Source organism: uncultured Planktosalinus sp. (assembly GCF_963973675.1).
Classification (GTDB): Bacteria; Bacteroidota; Bacteroidia; order Flavobacteriales; family Flavobacteriaceae; genus Planktosalinus.
Window position 1 is genome coordinate 1 of record NZ_CAXBAN010000366.1, and the last position, 2,660, is coordinate 2,660.

Here is a 2,660-nt window from a genome sequence, read left to right on the forward strand (position 1 = left end):
ACAAGTTCTCATAATACCATCATAAAAATTATCAAGTATTGCACCAAATGGATGCCTTAATTAACCACTGGAAATCCCAAAACGATTCACGTCATATCTTTTTAAGTTGCTATAGAATGATGACTTCAAACATGCTTGAAGCAATCAATAAAAAAGAGTTTCACGATTCGGATTGGATATACAAGTTACTTCACAAATTTGCCGATTATTATTTTAATGCTTTAAAGTGGTATGATTGCGGTGAAGAAGTGCCTAGAGTTTGGCAGGAAGTACACCAACTCACTCAAACAAAAAAAATGAGACACGTGCAATACTTGCTCATAGGTGTTAATGCCCATATCAATTATGATTTGGTACTGACACTTGTTGATATGTTAAATGAAGAATGGGACCAACTCTCAGAAAATGAGAAAATTAAACACTTTGAAGACCATTGTAAAGTCAATGAAATTATAGGTGCAACAATTGATAAAGTTCAAGATGAAATTCTGGCACCGGCCGATCCAGTTTTGAAATGGATAGACAACGCTTTCGGACGCCTGGATGAACTGCTACTTTCAAAACTTATAAGCTCTTGGCGTAAAGATGTTTGGGACAATGCACTGCATATGATGGAAGCAATTGAAACCAGCGACCGTGAAAAACTGAGGCAATCTATCGAAGACCAGGTCTGCAAACGAAGTGTTTTACTGGCATTCGGGAATTGATTGAAAAATATATAAACTATTAAAATATTTTCTGCTACATTTATCATCAAGAATAAAAAACGAAAATCAAAAAAATCCTACATTATGAATCCAATATTTAAAAATGTACTTGCAGTTGTAGCAGGAATTTTAATTGGCGGTCTTGTCAATATGGCAATTATTATGATGAGTAGTTCTGTTGTTCCTCCACCTGAAGGTATAGATATCACTACCGTGGAAGGTTTAAAAGAGGGTATGCCCCTTTTTAAACCTATCAACTTTTTGATGCCCTTTTTGGCACATGCTATTGGAGTATTGGTTGGAGCATTTATAGCAGCCAAAATTGCAGCCAAAAATAAGATGACGCTTGCACTATTGATTGGAGTTTTCTTCTTATTAGGTGGAGTTGCCAATGTGATGATGCTCCCTTCCCCAATGTGGTTTAATTTGACAGACCTGCTTCTTGCTTACATTCCAATGGCTTGGATTGGTGGAAAACTTGCAATGAATAAAAATTAAACGCCAAAAAATAATAAATTCAAAGAATAGTATATAAATAAAAAAATCCCCGATAAACGGGGATTTTTTAGTTTTAGGAATGTATTGCCCGGTCTTCTGTTGCTGCGAGCGCAGCTTCTTTGACCGCTTCTGCATAAGTGGGGTGTGCATGACTCATTCTTGCGATATCTTCAGCACTTGCTCTGAACTCCATAGCAGTCACGGCTTCGGCAATCAGGTCAGCCACTCTGGCTCCTACCATATGAACTCCGAGTATCTCATCTGTTTTCTTATCTGCAAGAATTTTCACAAAACCATCAATATCACCACTGGCACGTGATCTTCCCAATGCTCTCATTGAAAATTGTCCTACTTTGTATTCTGCTTTGGCCTCTTTAAGTTCCTCTTCTGTTTTTCCAACTGAAGCCACTTCGGGCCAGGTATAAACCACTCCGGGGATTAGATTGTAATCAATATGTGGTTTTTGTCCGGCGATCACTTCGGCTACAAAAACGCCTTCTTCTTCTGCCTTGTGAGCAAGCATTGCACCACGCACCACATCCCCAATGGCAAAAATATTTTTTATGTTGGTTTGTAAATGGTCGTTGACTTCTACCATACCTCTTTCGTTTATCTTAACCCCGGCTTTATCGGAGGCAAGTCCTTCTGTGTAAGGTTTTCTTCCCACTGATACTAAGCAATAATCGCCTGTAAATGTTACATCTTTGTCGTTTTTGTCTTTGGCAGTCACAGTAACTTCTTTTCCTTTAACTGAAACACCATTTACTTTATGTGACAGATGAAATTTCACACCTTGTTTTTTCAATACTTTAGTGAGTTCTTTGCTTTGTGAGCTATCCATTGTAGGTAGTATGCGATCCATATATTCAACAACAGTAACTTCAGATCCTAAACGACGATACACCTGACCTATTTCCAAACCAATTACGCCACCGCCAATCACAATCATATGTTTAGGAACTTCCTTTAGAGAAAGTGCTTCTGTAGAGGTGATGACTCGTTTTTTATCAATTTTGATGAAAGGAAGTGTTGATGGTTTTGAGCCTGTTGCAATAATGATATTTTTAGCTTCGATTGTCTCGGTTTTACCACCCTTCTTTTTTATATCAATGTGTGTAGCATTTTTAAAAGAGCCTGTGCCTTCAAAGACCTCTACCTTGTTTTTACTCATTAAATATTCTATTCCCTTGGTGTTTTGATCTACAACTTCTGCTTTACGTTCAATCATTCGTTTGAAATTAAGCTTTACATCACCGGGTATTTCAATTCCATGATCTTTAAAATGCTTAAGTGCATCTTCGTAGTGATGTGAAGAATCCAGCAGGGCTTTTGATGGTATGCAACCTACATTTAAACAGGTGCCCCCTAAGGTTGAATACTTTTCAATGATAGCGGTTTTCATTCCCAATTGTGCGCAGCGAATAGCGGCAACATAACCTCCGGGACCCGACCCTA

The 2,660-nt window shown here is 38.1% G+C and carries 3 protein-coding genes; 2 read left to right on the forward strand and 1 reads right to left on the reverse strand.

All coding sequences use genetic code 11. The annotated features are described in order from the left end of the window. Positions 1-38 precede the first annotated feature (38 nt). Together AACY61_RS12055 and AACY61_RS12060 are read left to right on the forward strand one after the other, a co-directional pair. Positions 39-707, forward strand: a complete 669-nt coding sequence (locus AACY61_RS12055; RefSeq protein WP_339611825.1) for a DUF5995 family protein — start codon at positions 39-41, stop codon at positions 705-707. A gap of 84 nt (positions 708-791) precedes the next feature. Beyond that, a complete protein-coding gene (locus AACY61_RS12060; RefSeq protein ID WP_339611826.1) occupies positions 792-1,205 on the forward strand; it encodes a hypothetical protein in 414 nt (137 codons plus the stop codon). A gap of 73 nt (positions 1,206-1,278) precedes the next feature. Here AACY61_RS12060 and lpdA read toward each other — a convergent pair. Beyond that, positions 1,279-2,660, reverse strand: a 1,382-nt coding sequence (gene lpdA / locus AACY61_RS12065; RefSeq protein WP_339611827.1) for a dihydrolipoyl dehydrogenase, incomplete at its 5' end; no start/stop codon positions are given.